The organism is Pseudanabaena biceps PCC 7429, from assembly GCF_000332215.1.
Classification (GTDB): Bacteria; Cyanobacteriota; Cyanobacteriia; order Pseudanabaenales; family Pseudanabaenaceae; genus Pseudanabaena; species Pseudanabaena biceps.
This window is the reverse complement of the sequence record NZ_ALWB01000018.1, coordinates 1-18,163: the sequence shown is the minus strand read 5'-3', so window position 1 is coordinate 18,163 and position 18,163 is coordinate 1. Positions and strand designations below refer to the sequence as shown.

Below are 18,163 nucleotides of genomic sequence, written 5' to 3'. Positions count from 1 at the left end.
TTTCTTTAGGCGATCGCATAGCCAGAAACTTGGCGAATATATACAGGCTGAAAACCAATCACGATATCTTCCTTTGGTACACCCTTGTCTACAAGAGCTTGACCTATATCGATTTCAGTATTGTTAATTTGAATCCAAATCTTGCCATTTTTAATATCTAAATGCATAGAACAACCGTAAATCCTTTCTTTCTTGTTCCAACCAACACCTAGAACTTGATAATGATCCTGTTCCGTATCAAATAGGGTTTGAATCTCAATATCGCCATAGGATGGTTTATAGGATGCATATTGGCTAAGGATTTGTTTGACAATCGCACGATATTTGGCAATTTTCTCTAGATTTTCCATGTGACAATCACCTCATTTTCGATATCATAAACTAAGATTTCGGGTTGATATTCGGCAATAACCATACGCGCAAATTCCTTTTGAAAGAAAGTTCGATAAGCGTTATCTGGCACAGCTAGAAACAGTTTTCGATCTGGATCTCCTACTTTTAATGCTACTCGATAGTTTAGAAATTGTCCCATTGCCAAATGAAAGTCAGTAAGCGATGAAGGATTGATAAAACTTTTAATCTCTACAGCAATTTTTTCGTTATTTCGTTCAGCCGCAATTAATTTTTCGGCTCCAAGATCAATATAAATTTCAACGCCTCCTATTTTCAAAAACAATGGATCTTCCGTAATTATCCAACCATCTTTGACTAGGGCATTCCTGACCGCATCATGAAATAAATCTCTTGCCATGTCCTTTATCCTTAACGACTATAATACTTCGCTCCATTCATCCCAAGTTGGAGTCATTAAATCCTCATAATATTTCACCTTTCCTCGCAGGGGTGCAAATAGTTCCCTAGTGCTGACTGATTTCTGGTATTTAGAAACCTTAAATAGCGGCTTGCCATTATCAATAATAATAATGTCCTCATTATTTTGATTTAAGCTTTCTAAAATGCTCTCAAACTGCGTCTTAAACTGTGTTTTGGTAATTTCCATGACTTTTCTCCCGTAATAAATGAGTAAGCCGTGAATAAACTGTTACGATCATTTTCGCACAAAGCAAAAATATTGCTCATTTTCTATGTCCGCGATCGCCAGTTATCTTGAAAACGACATTAAAGAAACCATCCGCCGTCAGGGAATTGTCCTTTGGCTCGATGCCGATAGTCGCTATACCGAATTTGTCGATCGCCTGATCACTCGTCATCAAACAGGTGATTTTGATTTTCCTGTGGTGGGTTTTCGGGGTAGCTATCTGGAAATTTTGCTGCAACTAGAAAACTATGGCAATGGACTCGATCCTGAACCGTTATTAATTCATTTGCCAAACCACAACACTAATACGGTTAAGCAAACACCACTATTAGAACTATATCGGGCTGGTAAACGCTACGAAAAAGCCCTGAATACTCTTGTGCGTGAGGCGGTCACGGGTAAAGTCGCCCCCGATGCGATCGCTGATTTGCTCAAAACTCCCGACCTCACTCTAGCAGGGGCGGAAACTTGGCTAGATCAGGAATTAAATCGACATAATTCTCATAATTCTAAAACTGGTAATATCCGTAGTTATTTGGCAGGATTAGACCATCAATGGATTCTCGATGGTTTGCTCGATCACAATAGCAATCTCCGCACCAAAATCCATAGCGCATCTGAGCTAAATATTCTCATCGAACATCTCTATATTCATACAGGGATGGATATTACCTTTTTGCAGTTCTTCCTTAAAGATGATCCTGTAGATATAGATCGTCTAGAACTTGCCTTTGTCGCTTGGTTGATGTGTGTGGAATATACCAACGACCTCACCCGATCGCCCTATTTACCACAATTACAGCCATTGCGATCGCTCCCAAAACCTTTACAAGCGCAATGTCAAAATCTAATTAATCATCTACGCGATCGCTATCCCATCCGCTACATGGCGATCTCTGAAGAAGTAGAAGCAAAAATCAAGCCTGAATTTGACCAGATCTCTCCCAATGACCTCGGTAAGATTGACACCTTCGCCACTGAAGATCGGGTGATGCTCAATGCATCTATTCAAGCCTTGCTCACTCAAAATTGGCAACAGGCGAGCATCTGGGGGCGATCGCGGATTAATGCTCCTTCCCTATGGATACAGCAGGATTCACAAAAACGCCGCCTTTGGGGTTGGGTGTTAATAGCAGCACAGTTTGGACAGATAATTGCTCAACAAAATCATGTCTTAAACGGAGTGGAAACCCTACGAGAAGCACTTGATATCTATACCCAAAAAGCTTGGATTGTGGATTATTACCATCGTCGCTTTGAGCAACTACGGTTGCAAATGTCAAATAGTAACTTGCCACAATTTGCGTCAATGGTGACGGTGACTAATTTTTTGCGGCAGCTTTATCGTGACTGGGCTGATGATTTGGCGAGGGGTTTTGCCAAACTTTGCGATCAGGTTGGGTTCCTACCTGAAGAAGAATTACAACAGCGCTATATCTTTGAGCGTTACTGTCTGCCATTAATTACTACTCCAGAGAAGGATGGCGCGAAGCGCCATCCTTCTCTAGGACAAGTTGAGCAAGGTGATCGCGTTGCTATTTTCTTAGTTGATGCCTTTCGCTATGAAATGGCAATGGAACTGATGAACAAATTAAATAAAGAGGATTTCCAGACTAACCTGATTGGTTGCTATGCCGAACTACCAACGATTACGGCGATGGGCATGAATGCGATCGCCCCTGTGTCGAGTGATGGCAAAATCCGCTTACCCGATGGTAAAGATTTTAGTAAAGGGATTAAGGCGGGAGAATATACTGTCAAAGATCCTGATAGTCGGGCGCGGGTGATCGGCGATCGCACATTTAGTTCTAGTCGTGATCGACATTCGTTATCTAGTCTCTCGCTGCAACAGGTCGCGCAATCAACGAGTGAGACTTTAGGAAGTCTATCTAAAAATGCCGCCTTGCTCGTAATCCATAGTCGAGAAATCGATGATGCGGGTGAAGCAAATATGGGGCTGATTGCCTTCACCACTTGGATTCAACAACTGAAAGCAGCGATTAATAATCTCCAAAAGATTGGGATTCATACCTGCATCCTCACCGCCGATCATGGCTTCATGCTCCTTGATCACACCGTCAAAGAAGTGGAATATGCCACCGCCACCCGCCGCTATGTGCGTCTTGATGATTACCGCCGCGAGGCTGATTGTGTATCCGTGCCTTTGCGATCGCTAAATTATGAAGGTCAAGAGGGCTATCTACTATTTCGGAATGATACTGCCATTTTTAAGGGTAGAACTAAACTGAGTAATGCTTCTTTTGCTCATGGAGGTAATAGTTTACAGGAGCGAGTAATTCCTGTCCTGACCGTCACTAAGCAATCAGTCACTAAGCGATCATCTGTTAAAACTAAGCGTGTTAAATCGCAAACACAGATTCAAGATTCTCTTCAAGATCCGAGTACTATTACGGAAGCGATCGCTATAGATATGGTTATTATTGAGCCTGTAGCAAGTTTATCTACAAGCGATCGCTGGCAAGATAATTTTGATGATCCTGCGATCATCAAGGTATTTGAACATCTAGAAAAACATGGCGCGATCGTGGAAACTGAACTTGTGCAAATGCTTGGCTCATCACGCAAAGCGCGGAGCTTTTCCCTCAAGTTTGAGGAATTTGTCAAGCAGATCCCCTTTGGGGTTCAAGTTGAAAATGTCGCTTCTGGCAAGCGGTATATTAAGAGATAACCCTCACCCCCCAGCCCCCTCTCCCATTAAGGGCGAGGGGGAGTAAGACTAATTTCTTGTTCCCCTCTCCTTTTTTGGGAGAGGGGCTAGGGGTGAGGGTCTTATAATCTTCCATGTAACGTCAGTTAAAAAATAAAACTGTGTAGCTATGAATTTGAGTGCTAAGGATACCGAACATGTTTTTGAAAAGTTGCGATCGGGAGTTGTGCCAGAACGGGGACTAGAAGCATTTGCTGTCGGCATAGATCGATCTCGTAAGGAAATCCAACGCCAACTCGAACTCGCTGCTGATGGTGAAGGCGTGTTTAAGTTTTTGCGAGGTGGTTATGGTTGCGGTAAAACCTTTATGTCTCGCCTTGCCACCCTCGAAGCCCGCGATCGTGGCTTTGCCACTAGTTTTATTGTCGTTTCCGATAATGATTTGCACTTCCATAAATTTGATGATGTCTATCGCAAAGCCGTACAGGAGCTTGGCACAAATGTATGCCCAAGGGGGGCACTAGGCGATATTCTCGATCGCTGGATTGCGAGAGTTGAAGATATGCTGATCGCTGGGGGCAAGGATGAAGACGATCCTAATTTTGATGATGCCGTGCGCGATCGCCTCGATGAAGAACTTGCTTCCATGACAGGGGGGCAAGTTCCTGAAGACATGACACGAGTATTGCGAACCATCTTTACCCTCAAGCAACAGGGAAACTTTGCCGAAGCCAGCGCCCTCATTTCTTGGCTATCAGGCAGTGAAAATGTCGCGGCAAGCGCCAAAAAAATTGCAGGGATTAAAGGCGATATTGGCAGCCGTGAAGCCCTCGACTATTTACTTGGCATTTTGCAGATCGTCAAGGCGGCAGGTTACAAGGGCTGGGCGATCGTCATTGATGAAGCGGAAACAATTTTACGAATGCGTCAAGATGTGCGCGGTAAATCCTTAAATGGCATTAGACAAATCTGTGATGCCGCCGATCGCTTTCATGGGTTGCTATGGATTTTTACAGGTACGCCCGACTTTTTTGATACAAAACGTGGCATTGCGGGACTAACGCCTCTTCACGATCGCATCAAGTTTGAAACCTATAGCGGCTTTAGTAGTCCGCGTCAGCCCCAATTGGAACTCACCCCCTTTGATGCTATTCGTTTAAAGGAAGTTGCCCTCAGACTGCGTGAACTTTTTAACGCTGGCGATCGCATTCATTTGGAACGAAAAATCACCCTTGAATTTATCGATCGCCTGATTGCAGAAGTAACTAAAGGCTTTAAAGGCGATGTGGGCGTAGTGCCACGTCAATTCTTACGGCAATATGTGAATCTTCTGGATTTGGTTATTGATAACCCTGACTTCGAGCCGATCAGTGCCTTATCTCTGCCCGAAGATACCCTCAATGACTATGAGCTCCGCATCAAGTCAGGCTTGCCCTATTGCGATCCTGAACCAGAAGAAAATGAAGTTTACGCCGTTGTTGAATTTTAATCATGCGTTCCACTTTTGCCAGATTTCCGCCCCGCTTACAACAGGCGATTGCCGATCGCCTCGGTTGGTCATCCTTGCGTCCAGTCCAAGAACTTGCAGGTCAAGCAATCCTTGATGGTAAAAATGCGATCGTGCTTGCTCCCACCGCAGGGGGGAAAACTGAAGCCGCCATATTTCCTCTATTAGCCAATCTAATCGAGCATGAATCACAGGGCGTAGGCATACTCTATATTGCGCCGATCAAAGCCCTGCTCAATAATCAATGCAATCGCTTTGCTACCTATACCGAAATGGTTGGTTTGCGTAGTTTTGTATGGCATGGCGATATTAAAGGCAAAGATAAGCAAGCCTTTCTCAAAGAACCTGCCGAAGTTCTACTCACCACTCCCGAATCTCTCGAAGTGATGCTGCTATCAGCCAAAGTCCCTCATGTGAGACTATTTGGCGATCTCCGTGCTGTAATTATTGATGAAATCCATGCCCTCGCAGGTAGTGATCGCGGGACACATTTACTTTCAGTTCTAGAGCGGCTGATTACCGCCGCAAATCAAGATTTACCTACTAATCAAAAGTGCGATGTGCAGCGAGTTGGACTGAGCGCCACTGTGGGCAATCCAGAGCAAATTCTCAACTGGATGCAAGGCTCATCACAGCGCCAAAGAATCGTGATTGATCCGCCAAAAATTCCTGCTAAGCGTGAAATTGCAATCCTACAGCGTAATGAGATCGGCGCGATCGCCCGTGAAGCTAGTCGCAAAGCACAAGGTAATAAAAGCCTATTCTTTTGTCAAAGTCGAGCGCTTGCGGAAGATGTCGCGGAACGAATGCGCGATCGCGGCACAGATGTATTTGTGCATCATAGTTCTGTCTCCCGCATTGAACGCGAAATCGCCGAAGAGAATTTTCAAAAGGGAATGAATGCTTGCATTCTCTGTACGAGTACCCTCGAATTAGGAATTGATATTGGCGATCTTGATCTTGTTCTCCAAGCCAATGCTCCTAGTACTGTGTCATCATTTTTACAAAGATTAGGACGCACAGGCAGACGCGCAGGTAAGGCAGCAAATACCACCTTTTATTGTGAAAATATTGAGACAGTTTTACAAGCGATCGCTATTGTTGAATTAGCACGATCGGGCTGGGTGGAGTCTGTAAAGTGTCATAACCGCACATGGACAGTTTTAGTCCATCAATTACTAGCGCTCACCTTGCAATTTGGAGCGATTAGTCCCGAACTTGCTTGGGAGCAATTATCTCTAATTCCTGATTTTCAGGGCATCGCGGAGACAGAATATCAAATCTTGATTCAGCATGGCATTAGGGAAGGTTATTTTTTTCAGTCGGGCGGCTTACTATCCATCGGTGAAAGAGCCGAGAAGATATTTGGGCGCAAAAACTGTATGGAACTCTATGCCGTATTCAGTAGCCCCGTTCTCTATAAAGTCAAGACCGCAGCAGGTTATACCGTTGGTTCTCTAGAACAAGACTTTGCCGATAAATTAGTTCCAAGTATGAGTTCTTTCCTCTTAGGTGGCAAGGCTTGGCTAGTTGAAGCGATCGATCACAAGGAACGCTCAATTCGCGTAGTTCTCTCTCCAAAAGGTAAAAAGCCAAACTGGAATAGTTTTTCGCCGCAAATCCTCAGCTATGAACTCTGTCAAAAAATTTACGAGATCCTCACTACCGACATCGACTATCCCTACATCGACGCTCAATCTCGTTATGCAATCACAGAAAAACGTGAAGATCTGGGTGTACTACTCAGTCAGCAATCTTTCACGGCGATCGATGATGGCGATCGCGTTACATGGTGGACATTTGCAGGGGGACAAATTAATTACACGATCAAATATCTCCTTGCCGATCTCCGCCCTGAATGGAAAGTAATTGCTGATAATTTTAAAATTGGGATCGAAGGTTCTGATGTGAGTGTTCAGTTATTGCGATCGGCTTTAGATAGATTGCGATCGTCTTTCGATTGGCAAAGCGAAGCACATCGTTCCAATATCCTTGCTCAACTTCCTCTCTATCGCTTTAGTAAGTTTCAACCTCTACTCCCCGAAGCTTATGCTCTTGAGACTATTGAACGTTATCTACTTAATTGGGAAAGTGCTAGCAGTTTCTTAAAGCGTTTTACCAATTAGGGGTAATATTCAACCTGCACCAATTGCCAAATTTCTGCGGACGTGACTTGAGTAAGTTCAAGAACAGTAATCAAGTCTTTGCGATTGCGGACAGTCGCCAACATTCCAACTTGAGGAAGAGTTGTTGCAGTAGTGGTAGCCATACTTCGTAAATCTCTGGTGCTTTGAACTTACAGGCGATCGCCTTTGATAGTGACTAGTCTAATCTGATAATGACTTATTTTTCGCGATTTCATCATTATTAAGAAAGATTTTGATTTTAAGGCTATTCGCCCGAATATTGGAATAACTAGCTATATTTAGATTTAATGATTAATTTAGAATGTATTTAAATCTCCAAGTTTTACTTTTAAGTTTTTTCTGGATTTTACAAGCAAGCATAAATTCTAATTCATGTCATACACGGGATTTTCGACTCCTTCGATCGCAATTATTAATCAAATTCAAACTTTGCTCAAAGAGAGGTACAAAGAAGGATTTCCCGTTATTAAAGAAATTATTCAGAATGCTAACGATGGGGGGGCAAGTACATTGCATATCGCCCTAGTGCAAAATCTCAAATCAAAAAGTCTTAACCCTGATATCAGTCACCCACTGCTAAAAAGACCAGCTCTAGTTTTTATCAATAATGGAGATTTTTCAGATAAAGATGAACGCGCTATACTTTGGTTTGGTGCGGATCTTAATGCATCGGATACCAGTAAGGTTGGTAAGTTTGGCTTAGGACAGAAGAGTATCTTCCATTTTTGTGAAGCATTTTTCTACTTAGCAAAGTCGAGTAAAGAAAAAGAGTATCAAGCCTTCGTTAATCCTTGGGCAAAGCAAGTTGACCCAATGAATCCAGTCTGGCAGGATATCCAACGCCCAGATTGGGAGGGAATATCGTCAACAGACAGACAATATTTAACGGATTACTTACAGGCGCAAGGGCTAATTCAAGCAGATCAGCAGTTTTTTGTTTTATGGATACCTTTGCGTCAAGAGTCAGATCGCGATCGCTGGATTTTGTCAAATACCTATCCCAATATTGATTCTATAAGCCATCACCTTTCAGAAAGGCTAGATGTAAAAGTTGCGACTCTACTGCCTATGCTGCGATCGCTAAACACGGTGAATTACTGGATTGCATCTGACTCAGGTAGACTGGAAAAGCAGTTTAGTGTATCTCAGCGTCATGATAGTGAATCAAGCGATCGGGATTCTCTAGAGCCAAACATAGTGAGATCTTTTGATGGAGGGGTAAATAGATCTGACAATCAAGATTTTGTTCAGTATCTCGGCAAAGAGATTAAGCTAGAAAATAATTTAGTAAAAACGATTTACGACTCTCCAAATTGGCCACAAAGACTTACAGAGGATGATAAAGGCAACCCTAAAAATACTCCAGACAAGCCTGATTCTCATTGTTCTGCGATCATTTCACGCACAAAATCTTCCGCTCAAACAGGGAAATTGTTAATTCAATGGGCAGTCTTTTTGCCCGTTGCAGACGATGAGAGAGATATAGCTGAGTTTGAACAAATCGACATTGATAGCAAGTGGGACTATACGTTTTTACTGCATGGCTATTTTTTTCTTGACTCTGGGCGGCGCTACATTGAGTTCCTAAAAGGAGTTCGTGATGGAATAGAAGAGGTAGAGTCACCAATCGCAAGACAATGGAACGAGTTTTTAGTTGCAAAAGGCACGTTACCACTAGCTTTAAGTGCGTTATGGAATTTTATTGAGAATTTACAAATACCTGAAGAGGAAATATCGTTAATATGTTCGGCGATCGCGCAGTCTTCCTTGTATAAGAGCCAAATCTTTAAATCAGGTCTTTGCCTGAATTCAGCGATCGTCTATCGTATTCATCGATCTGGAAATCGTTGGCATTTAGTCGATCATAGATCTAAGCCAATGCGTTCTTTACCTACTATTCCTTCTAAGCAAATTTGGCAAACATTACCACAGTTGAGTAAGTATGCAGAAGATTACTTTTTGATCGATCCAAAAAAATCTAATCTTTTTGATAGTCACTTATGGGGACATTGGCGATCGCAGGAAATTTCACAATTAATTGATTGTCAACTTGATCTAAATTCAATGTCAGATTTAGACAAACAAGAAGTTTTTAATTTCATAGTTAGTGTTTTAGAATCTGTTTCTGATAAAAAACAATTAATTTTGGCAATAAATAAAGATGCTCAAGATGCTCAATTTATTAAAGCTAAAGTAATCCAGCAAAATACAAGTACTAATTACCGTTACCTATCTATTAGAGAGCTAGAAAATGCTCAACAGGAAAAGAGAATATTTATAGATACTACTTACTACTCTCAAGACTGGGCGACTGCTCTGGCTGAGGCATTAAGCGATACACAAATTTTTCTCGTTGAGCAACGCATAGCTCTCATCCTTTTTGAGGAAACGATTAGAGAATGTAATCGAAGTTCCTGTCTAGACTTTCTTAGGCTAAAACCTAAGCTATCAAGTCTAGGCGATCGTCAAAACTTACTAAGGAAATTAATCTAACTATGAATACTATCAACATTGGTTTACATACAAATTTTTACGAAATCAGATTTTTATTACATGGCGATCGCGATCGCTACGATAGTCAAGAGATTCTGTATATTGTCTCAGAATCAGAGCAAAGCAACTTGTGGGTTGCAATTGCAAGAACAGTTATTGAAACTTGGCGTATTTTAGATTCAAAAATTGCAGATACCATACCTAAAGGACAATGGGCGAGTTTAAGGATTCAAGAACTAATATTAAGCAATATTCTTGACAGAATTCAGCCAACTCTGATTAATCCTCGTCTTTTATCCGCTCAAGAAAGAGATGAACTACTAAGACAGGTTAGTAGTTTCAATCGACAAGATCTATGGCGCAGTCTGAAGTTGCATGAAACAACTACGGGTAGCTTTACTCAAATTAATGAGCATACTTATAGAGTCAATCCTAACTTTGACTTAGATCCGCTTTTAGCAGAAGTAGTAATACTAGTTCAAAATACCCAAAGACCTGATTGGATTCCAGAATGGACTCCACAAAGTGCTATTAATTTTATTGTTAAACAGCCTAACCCAGCACATTATGCCGAAATACTACTAAGGCTCTTTCCTCAAGCCACGGATGAACAAAAGAGAATCTTGAGATCAACCTCATGGCTCCCTTTGCAGTCAGGTGAAGTAGTTGCTCCTACAAATGTTGTTTTCTGCTCTGTCAAAGAATTACAGATTTTGGAAGAAGGCTTAGAGCGTATTCTTAGTATTGATAGAAGTAGTAATCTAGTGACTTTATCAATGCTTGCTGATGGCGTTAGAAATGCACTTAGAACTCAGAAAAATTTAAGGGATATATGCACTGATTGGTTTGAGAACAACATCTTGAGCTTTTTGCTAGATCAAGCTTACTTTCCTAATGTTTCTAATAATTGTCCTCTCATTCTAGATACGCTAAGAATACTTCAAGATAGAAGTCAAACAGTCTCCACTCCTAATTTTGGTAAACTACAAAATTCTAAATGGCTTATTGATATTGATAATAGACCTGTAACCCCTCAGCAGGTTATAAATTATCCTGAATTAAACAGAGAAATATCGGAAATATTATCTCCTAAGGAAATACGTGATATTTGCGATTATGTTACACCCAGACTCTTACAGAATGATATTGATGTTTGTCTAAATGATTCTAGATTAAAAACCCTATTCACTTCTGGCGAAGCTGCATTACAACAAATTGGAGTAGTAATTGGTTTAGTTGATAACTATTGGATAGGTGATTTGATTCAAGATAATTTGGATATTAGAGATTTTCGTGGGATTTTAGATGGATTTGAAGAGTTTCCAATTTTGACTCTAACCAATAGAATGTCTGAAGAGCAATTCAAGGAATATTTTTTACCCGAAATATTAAAACCAATTAGTAATACTAATGTTTTAACAAACGTATTAAATTGGATTACTAATAATCATGCATCTGCTTCAAATAGGTCAGTTAGGATTTTTAATCAATACTTAACTTTAGCTTGTAAGTATCCTCAATTTCGTGACAAAATATTGCCTAATATCAAACTATTAAACTCTTTGGGTCAATGGGAAAATCCTTCTAAGCTATGCGATGGAAAGCAATTTACTGGCATTATTCTAGAATCTATTTTAAGCTCAGAACAGAGAGATATCCTTGCTTCTTATTTGGACTCTAAAATCAACCCAAAAACGACATCAGGTATATTAGCAGTAAGTTCTTCTAATTCCAAAAACAACTTAAATTTTCCAACAAATCAGAACGCAAATATTTTAGAAAAATACTTCCGATCTTGGCTTCCCTATATTTCTTCTGAACTTATAGGTTTATTTGTATGTCTATTAACTGGCTCTGATGTACAGACTAGACAACTTGCACAAGGTTACCTTCAAAGGAGAGATTTTGAAGAATTAAGGGATAGATTAGTCTTTGGTACTGATGTTAAAAGTAGACGCTTTGTAATTAGGATTGTATCTGATAGCAATCAAACTATTGAGGTGCAAAATTTACTAGATAATTGTATAAGTGCAATGAGAGTTTCGAGCGAAAATCTAGAACATATATTTATTGGAAACTTAAATTATGCAACTACTCAAATTTCTCTTAGACAACTTACCGTAACTAATAGCAACTCACATCAGTTGAAGGATATCTTATTTAGATCAGTCAAAAAATTTGGTGACATCACTGGCTCTAGTCAGCGCATTGAAGAAGTTTGGGAAGATATTCGTACATCTAGGCAATTAGATATTGAGGTAACTAGAAAGCATATTCTTGAAGATTTACGTCATACTCTGGATACCTTAGGCGTTAAAAATAGAAACGACGAACTCAAGCAAAAATTGAAGAGATGGGAAGAGCTACGCTATCAACTCACTGCCGAAGAAAGGCAAAGCTCACCTGCTTTAAGAGCAAGACAGTCTATTAAGCAAGAAGAAATTAGTAAAACTATTACTGAGATTGAGAATCTAGTGACTAATAATCTAGATGTCAGTCATCATGTTTTGGAATCAATTCGTTGCAAAATTGGTTGCGGACAATATGGTTATGATGTAAATAGTATTCCCTTTGAACTATTTCAAAACGCTGATGATGCGTTAACAGAGTTACTAGGAATGACAAACAATGCACTAGATGATCGAAAGAGAACTTTTGTATTTGAAATAAGTCTTCAAGGGCTGAGAATCATGCACTGGGGAAGACCTATAAATGTATTTAATTTACCAAATGCTGGAGCTAATAATGATTTTAGCGATCGCGGTTTTGATCGTGACCTGTTAAAGATGTTATCTTTCAACATCTCTGATAAGTCAGAGAATGTAACTGGAAAATTTGGATTAGGATTTAAGTCAGTTTATCTGATCTGTAATGAACCTAAAGTCATCAGTGGAGATATGAGCTTTTCCATTGAATCTGGCTTGTTACCTGTGGCTTTGCCTAGAACTAATCAAGCAGAACAAGATTATCAATTAATAAAAGGTTATAAACAGAGCCTAACAGAGATAGTTCCCAATTTAGACGGATTGGGCGGTACTTTAATCGATCTACCTTTTGTTCAAAGTTTGAATACCAACCCTCAAGAAATCACTCATGAATTTAAGACCTCTCTTGGTCTATTACTAGCTTTTTCTAGATCGCTTAAGAAATGCAAGTTTGCTGACCGATCTCAAGATAGGGTAGTGGACATCAACTGGAATGCAACCAACCTTTTCAATAGTAACCGCATTGCAGTGGGTCAGATCAAGCTTAATAATGAGCAAGGGTGGCAAACGCACAATACTCTATGTTTTCAATTAGACGATGCAGAAATTGCGATCGTATTTCCTCAGAATCTATCAGATAACAGATCCCCTCTGAAAGATATACCAACTTTTTGGGTAACTGCTCCTACCAAGGAGAAATTAAGTTTGCGTTTTGCTATTAATGGAAAGTTTGACATAACCACTGGCAGAACTAGCTTAGATCGTAACTCTCCTAATAATTTAGCAACTGCCCAAAATATTGGTAAAAGTCTAGCAGACGCATTAATCCATCTTTTTGACTCGACTCAAACTAGTCTTGCATCTTTAATTGAGGCGCTACAAATTGATAATAATGTCAGTGCCTATGAATTCTGGCAGTTTATATGCGAAGTGTTAGTAGTTGATTGGCTTAAAAAAGATCTTGACGAATCAGCAAAAAGCATTCTTAAAGCTATATTTGGTCAAAGTATAGGACAACTTATAACTAGACATCGTGCATTGCCAAATGGCTTGTCTGGTAGCTATCAATGCTTAGTTTCTGTTCCAGATGTAAAATACGTTCTTCAGGGATTTATCTCTAAGCAAGATTATGAAGAATATTTTCGACTGATTACATCTTGGTCAGGATTTCAATCAAATTATTCACCGAATAAAGTTGTAAATGCTAGCAATTGGGAAATAGTTAGAAGATTATTGGGCAGTTCAATATCAAATAGATCACCTAGAACTGTCAGTTTTCATAATATTTTATCTTGGGAAATTGGCGTAGAAGATGTAAATTCTATTACCCCTGATCAAGCTTCGCGTGTTGGAGAAGTTTTAACAGACGAGCTTTTAAGAAAAATTCAAATATCTGAATCTGGTGAATATCAGGAGATCAGAAATATTTTGCAAACCGCACTATTTTGCAATCAAAATGGTGAATATATTAATCCATCTAATATTTTAATTTGTGACGCAAGGGAGCGAGAAGAGCAACTATTAGCTGCATTTGCCCCTAATGATCGCTTACTAAACGAAAATTACATAGATAGTGGAAGAACTTTTTTCTTAATATGTCGGGAACGAAGAGAAACGATTAGCCCTGAAGAAATGACTGGATGGGCAATCCGTGCGAATACTAGTGAAATGCAAAATGCTGTTCTTGAATATCTGAATAAGGGAGAGAAGAAACAATTATTTACTGAGATATTGAAAAATTCAAAAAATTCAATTATTGGAACTTGGATGGAAAACAACCAAGCTATTCAGGCAATATTAACTGTTAATGCCTATCAGTTGAGAGTTAATGAAGCGATCGAAGGTAAACGTTCTTGGGATCAAATAACTGGTGATAGTAACAATTTAGCTGGATATATACCTAATAATAACGACTACGAGCCTAATGATATAGTTTTGGCAAACCCTGATGACCTCTTGCGTAGAATCTCTGAATGGTGGCAAGACAACTATAGTCGGGAGATAGACAAGTACAATCAACGCCTTTACCCTAAGCCGTTTGATGACTTTTGTAACCTAATTCAACAAGAAGATCGCAGTGCTTGGATGATGTTATTCTTTCTTGGATTTACCCACAAAATGGGAAGAACTAAGCATGAATCTCATCGAAACTTTATCCGTTTTTGTCTGCACAATGGTTGGTGGGATATTTTCTCAAGACCAGATCCACAGAACCTTTATAGCGACTGGATGAATGTTCTTGATCAATATATCGATCCGCAGGTTGATCGTACTCAATGGAATTATTGGATGGAAAAATTTCCATCTATTTACCGTACTGCCAGATATCTGGATCAGTACATACACATCTTTAAAACAATTGATCAACACACATTTATTAATCTAGCTCAAATTACTGCACCATCTATAAATCCCGCGTTTCAAGGTAGCCCTCTAAATGCACCTCCACTAAATCTAGGTATTGGTCTAAATTTTGTAATCAGAGAGCTAGTTCGTCTTGGAGTAATACATCCCAAAAATCAAGTAATTCAGCACTGTTTTGTCCCTCGCTACAACGTGAGACGACTATTAACCCGTTTGGGATGCTCAGGGCTGGATAACCCTAATCCTACATACTCTGGATTTATTTCTAGCTTCCTAGCTGAGAAAATCAATGAGTTGTCACTAAATATTTCACCTACATTTGAAAATGCTTTTGATATCCCATTTGAATTATATTCTGGGAACTCTGAAAGAGTAAGAGATCTACAATTAGATAGCATTCCAATTAGAGAAGACTATGACTTTATTGATGAGGATAACTAAAAGTGACCAGAATATTTAAAAAAGGCGATCGCGTAACTCATGCTATTTTTGGCACAGGAGAAGTTCGATTAGACGATGAGGGGACAGTCATCGTTCGGTTTGATAGTGGCGATATACATGAATGCCCTAAGCACGAAATTAAACTTTTACAATCCTTACAAGAAGCACTTCTATCCTCAGAATGGCATGATTCGACTGAAGTATTAGCCAAAATTCAAGCATTAGCAATCAGATCGATTAATGATGTATGGGGTGTTTTTTCCTTAGCGCGAATTGATTTATTACCCCACCAACTTTGGGTATGTCGCCGAGTTGTGCAAGAAATGCCCACGAGATGGCTCGTTGCTGATGACGTAGGACTTGGGAAAACTATTGAAGCAGGCTTGATTCTTTGGACATTGCTCAATAAAGGTGTAGTTAAACGTATTCTCATACTTTGTCCTGCTTCGCTAGTCGAGCAATGGCAGTATCGTCTACGCACGATGTTTGATATTCGCCTGACGAAATATACAACCGAAGCAGACACTCCTAAGAGCGATTTTTGGAATACTAGTCATCAAGTTGTTGCCTCATTGCCTACTTTGAGGAAAGATAGCCGAGGTCGCCATAAACGGATGTTTGAAGCAGAACCTTGGGATTTATTAATTATTGATGAAGCACATCACCTTAATGCCGATGAAAAAGAAATGACGCTTGGTTACAGCTTTATTGATCGTCTCATCAACGAATTTAAAAGAGTCAAATCAGCAGTTTTCTTTTCTGGTACACCTCATCGTGGTAAACACTACCAATTTTTTGCACTTTTAAAATTATTGCGTGATGACTTATTCAACCCAAAACTGGCTGTTTCATCAGAAATAAATCTACAAACCCAAATGCGATTGCTGCGTCAAGTGATGCTCCGTAATAATAAACAATCTGTTACTGATATGAAAGGGAAAAAGCTTTTTTCGCCTCATACCGTATCTTCTGAAACATATAGCTATTCAGAATCTGAAGCAGAATTTTATGAAAAGCTAACTGATTTTATTCTTACAGGTAAAGCATACGCATCTGGACTTGATGATTTCAATCAGCGAGCTGTTATGTTAATTCTTATCTGTATGCAAAAGCTTGCTTCCAGTTCAGTTGCCGCAATTAGACGTGCATTAGAAAGACGTTTACAACGTAATCGAGAAAATTTAAAGAAGCTAGAAGTAGCTCAGCAGCAAAAACAGAAAATTGACCGTACACTCATCTCACAGTTTGAAGAAGAAGATATTCAAACAAGCGATGAACTATCTCAATTAGAAGAAGAAATATTAGCACTAACTGAAAATTTACGCCTTGTTGAAAATGAAATACCTTGGCTAGAGGATTTGATTACCGCTGCTCAAAAGGTAGAGACGGAGACAAAAATCACTGCAATTCTAAATATCTTAGAAACTCGTTTTGCTGATCGCCAAGTTCTATTTTTTACAGAATACAAAGCGACTCAATCACTCCTCATGTCAGCTTTAATTTCTCAGTATGGAGATGGATGTATTACCTTTATTAATGGAGAAGAAAAGGCAGAAGGAGTTAAAGGACATAAAACACCGCTATTTGAAAAGCGAGAAAATGCTGCTAAGAAGTTTAATGAACGTGAAGTGCGTTTTCTTGTGTCCACAGAAGCAGGTGGCGAAGGTATTGACTTGCAAGAGAATTGTTACTCACTCATTCATATCGATTTGCCATGGAATCCTATGCGTTTACATCAGCGCGTGGGTCGTTTAAATCGCTATGGACAAAAGCATATAGTAGAAGTTATTACACTGCGTAATCCTGATACTGTCGAAACTCGTATTTGGGATAAACTTAACCAGAAAATCGAGAATATTATGCAGTCGTTAGATGCGGTAATGGCGGAACCAGAGGATTTACTAGAACTTGTGTTAGGGATGACATCGCCGAAATTATTCCAAGAAATATTTAGCGAAGCTAATGGAAAGAAAGAAGATTTAAACCAGTGGTTTGATCTCAAAACTGCAAAGTTTGGGGGGAAAGATGCAATCGCTACTGTACGCGAAATGGTTGGCAGTTGCGACAAGTTTGATTTTCAGCAAGCATCACCACTTCTTCCACAGGTAGATTTGCCAGATCTACAACCGTTTTTGATTAATATGTTGCACATTAATAAACGACGAATTACCCAAACTCCTGAAGGACTGTCTTTTATTACCCCAGATGATTGGTTGGTAGAACCAGCTATCCAGAAGCGTTATGAAAATATGCATTTTGAGCGCAGTCGTCGTGATAAATCCACAATGCCTTCCTTGCTTGGAGTCGGACACCGACTATTTGGTCAAGCACTACAACAAGCAATTGATTTACCTGTGGGTGTTACCTGCCTAATCAACCTTGAGCATCCTCTGTTTGTTTTTAGGATTGCCGATCGCGTAACTAGTAAACAGATAAATGTTAGACAGGCGATAGCGGCAATTACAGGGCGTTCTAATCAATTTGCACTTTTAAAAGATTGGCAACTGCTCCAACAGCTTAACCAACTATCTAGCAATACAAATTCTGATCTAGTAAATGAATCAGGTGAATTTATCTATCAACAACTAGATCAAGCAGAGATATTTTTGAGAGCAAATTTACATATACTTGACTTACCTTTTCAAATACCAACTTTACAAGCGATCGCAATTTTTTATCCAGCTTGCAACAAAATTATCTAACCCACATTCCGCTCGTAATGGAAGGGTAAAATAATTACCAAAAAGCAAAAAGAGGATTCAGATATTAATACAGAGATGAAAGTATCGAACCTAGACC

At 39.7% G+C, this 18,163-nt stretch carries 10 protein-coding genes; 6 read left to right on the top strand and 4 right to left on the bottom strand.

Annotated elements, in window-relative coordinates; genetic code table 11:
* Positions 1–5 precede the first annotated feature (5 nt).
* The 3 genes from PSE7429_RS03660 to PSE7429_RS03650 are packed head-to-tail and all read right to left on the bottom strand — an operon-like array spanning position 6 to position 1,000.
* Positions 6–350, bottom strand: a complete 345-nt coding sequence (locus PSE7429_RS03660; protein WP_009625707.1) for a XisI protein — start codon at positions 348–350, stop codon at positions 6–8.
* On the bottom strand, positions 338–751 hold the full coding sequence (locus PSE7429_RS03655) for an element excision factor XisH family protein (RefSeq protein WP_009625706.1): 414 nt from the start codon (positions 749–751) through the stop codon (positions 338–340). The genes PSE7429_RS03660 and PSE7429_RS03655 overlap by 13 nt, the downstream gene beginning before the upstream one ends.
* Before the next feature lie 18 nt (positions 752–769).
* Positions 770–1,000 carry a type II toxin-antitoxin system Phd/YefM family antitoxin gene (locus PSE7429_RS03650; RefSeq protein WP_009625705.1) on the bottom strand — a complete coding sequence of 77 codons (231 nt, stop codon included), beginning with the start codon at positions 998–1,000 and terminating at the stop codon, positions 770–772.
* A gap of 85 nt (positions 1,001–1,085) precedes the next feature.
* On the opposite strand from PSE7429_RS03650, the gene pglZ reads away from it, so the two are divergent.
* The 3 genes from pglZ (at position 1,086) to PSE7429_RS03635 (ending at position 7,340) form a co-directional block, all read left to right on the top strand.
* Positions 1,086–3,728: a BREX-6 system phosphatase PglZ gene (gene pglZ / locus PSE7429_RS03645; RefSeq protein ID WP_009625704.1), complete on the top strand. Its 2,643-nt coding sequence runs from the start codon at positions 1,086–1,088 to the stop codon at positions 3,726–3,728.
* A 148-nt stretch (positions 3,729–3,876) separates the two neighbouring features.
* Entirely contained in the window at positions 3,877–5,196 is a 1,320-nt protein-coding gene (gene brxD / locus PSE7429_RS03640; RefSeq protein ID WP_009625702.1) for a BREX system ATP-binding protein BrxD, read from the top strand.
* Positions 5,197–5,198: 2 nt separating this feature from the next.
* Positions 5,199–7,340: a DEAD/DEAH box helicase gene (locus PSE7429_RS03635; protein ID WP_009625701.1), complete on the top strand. Its 2,142-nt coding sequence runs from the start codon at positions 5,199–5,201 to the stop codon at positions 7,338–7,340.
* Here the strand turns inward: PSE7429_RS03635 and PSE7429_RS26195 are convergent.
* Positions 7,337–7,483: a hypothetical protein gene (locus PSE7429_RS26195; RefSeq protein WP_009625700.1), complete on the bottom strand. Its 147-nt coding sequence runs from the start codon at positions 7,481–7,483 to the stop codon at positions 7,337–7,339. The two genes, PSE7429_RS03635 and PSE7429_RS26195, sit on opposite strands and share 4 nt — an antisense overlap.
* A gap of 250 nt (positions 7,484–7,733) precedes the next feature.
* Here PSE7429_RS26195 and PSE7429_RS03630 point away from each other — a divergent pair, with 250 nt between their 5' ends.
* The 3 genes from PSE7429_RS03630 to PSE7429_RS03620 are packed head-to-tail and all read left to right on the top strand — an operon-like array spanning position 7,734 to position 18,066.
* Entirely contained in the window at positions 7,734–9,854 is a 2,121-nt protein-coding gene (locus tag PSE7429_RS03630; protein WP_009625699.1) for a sacsin N-terminal ATP-binding-like domain-containing protein, read from the top strand.
* A 2-nt stretch (positions 9,855–9,856) separates the two neighbouring features.
* Complete coding sequence (locus tag PSE7429_RS03625) at positions 9,857–15,364, top strand: hypothetical protein (RefSeq protein ID WP_009625698.1); 5,508 nt, start codon at positions 9,857–9,859, stop codon at positions 15,362–15,364.
* A 2-nt stretch (positions 15,365–15,366) separates the two neighbouring features.
* The gene (locus tag PSE7429_RS03620) at positions 15,367–18,066 is read left to right on the top strand and encodes a DEAD/DEAH box helicase (RefSeq protein ID WP_009625697.1); all 2,700 of its coding nucleotides are present in this window, start codon (positions 15,367–15,369) and stop codon (positions 18,064–18,066) included.
* Positions 18,067–18,163: the final 97 nt, after the last annotated feature.